We start from the raw sequence: 1,354 nt of genomic DNA, 5'->3' as shown, positions 1-1,354 counted from the left end.
GGGTCACGTCCAGCGGAGTGGTGTATGAGTTGATCTCCGCGTGATCCTGTTTCTGCAGGTTAAGCGGTAAGTGTCTGCGGGATGGGGTTGTGCTGCGGTGTGTCGCTTGCAATGACGCGTATCCGGCACTTGGCCAGGATGTCCAGGCCCATGTAGCGGCGGGCCTCGGTCCACTCATCGGTCTGCTCGGCCAAAACCGCACCGACAAGCCGGATGATCGAACCGCGGTCGGGGAAGATCCCGACCACGTCGGTGCGGCGGCGGATCTCCTTGTTCAACCGCTCCTGCGGATTGTTGGACCAGATCTGCTTCCACACCTCGCGCGGGAAAGCGGCGAAGGCCAGCACCTCCTCCCGGGCGGCGTCCAGATGCTCGCACGCGGCTGGATACCTCGCCTCCAACGCCTCGATGACCCAGGCGTGCTGAGCCCGGACCGCCTCGGCGGTCGGCTGGTCGAAGATGGTGCGCACCAGGGTCGCCACCCACGGCTGCGCCGACTTCGGCACCGTGGTGAGCAGGTTGCGCAGGTAGTGGGTGCGGCAGCGCTGCCAGGACGCGCCCGGCAGACTCGCGCCGATCGCCTCGACCAGCCCGGCGTGGGCGTCGGAGACGACCAGCTGCACCCCGGACAGGCCGCGGGCCACCAGGTGGCGCAGGAAGGCCAGCCAGCCCGCGCCGTCCTCGGCCGCCGACACCTCCAGCCCCAAGATCTCCCGGTTGCCGTTGGCGTTGACCGCGGTGGCCACCAAAACGTGCACGTTGACGATCCGGCCGCCCTCGCGGACCTTCTGGGTCAGGGCATCCAGCCACACGAACGCATACGGCCCGCCGTCCAACACCCGGGTGCGGAACGCCTCCACCTGAACGTCCAGCACCTTCGCCATCTGGCTGACCTGGCTCTTGGAGATGTGTTTGACGCCGAGCTGCTCGACCAGCTTGTCGACCCGTCTCGTTGAGACACCGAGCAGGTAGCTGGTGGCCACCACGCTGATCAGCGCCTGCTCGGCCCGGCGACGCCGCTCCAGCAGCCAGTCGGGAAAGTAGGAGCCCGAGCGCAGTTTGGGGATCGCGAGCTCGACGGTGCCGGCGCGGGTGTCCCAGTCACGGCTGCGGTAGCCGTTGCGGGAGTTGGTGCGCTCATCGCTGCGCTGGCCGTACTCGGCGCCGCACAGACCGTCGGCCTCGGCCGACATCAACGCCTCGGCCATGGTCTTCACCATAGATCGCAACAGATCCGGGTCACTGGTCTCGATCTGCTTCGCCAGCCACTGCGCGGACGTCACACTGTTGTCTACGGCCATCGCCTGGTTCTCCTTCGAACTTGATCTTCGCTACTCGAAGGATCACGCGGTGG

1 protein-coding gene is annotated in these 1,354 nt (G+C 67.0%); it reads right to left on the bottom strand.

Translation table 11 applies throughout. From position 1 onward, the window contains the following. Positions 1-59: 59 nt before the first annotated feature. Positions 60-1,301 carry an IS256 family transposase gene (locus tag PKF00_RS43850; RefSeq protein ID WP_271223722.1) on the bottom strand — a complete coding sequence of 414 codons (1,242 nt, stop codon included), beginning with the start codon at positions 1,299-1,301 and terminating at the stop codon, positions 60-62. Positions 1,302-1,354: the final 53 nt, after the last annotated feature.

This window comes from Streptosporangium carneum (assembly GCF_027922005.1).
Taxonomy (GTDB): Bacteria; Actinomycetota; Actinomycetes; order Streptosporangiales; family Streptosporangiaceae; genus Streptosporangium; species Streptosporangium carneum.
Note: the sequence above shows the minus strand (reverse complement) of the source record. Positions and strands in the feature narration are given on the sequence as shown.

Coding starts and splice junctions, on each gene's coding strand:
- PKF00_RS43850 (WP_271223722.1), bottom strand. CDS start 1,301: ATGGCCGTAGACAACAGTGTGACGTCCGCGCAGTGGCTGGCGAAGCAG.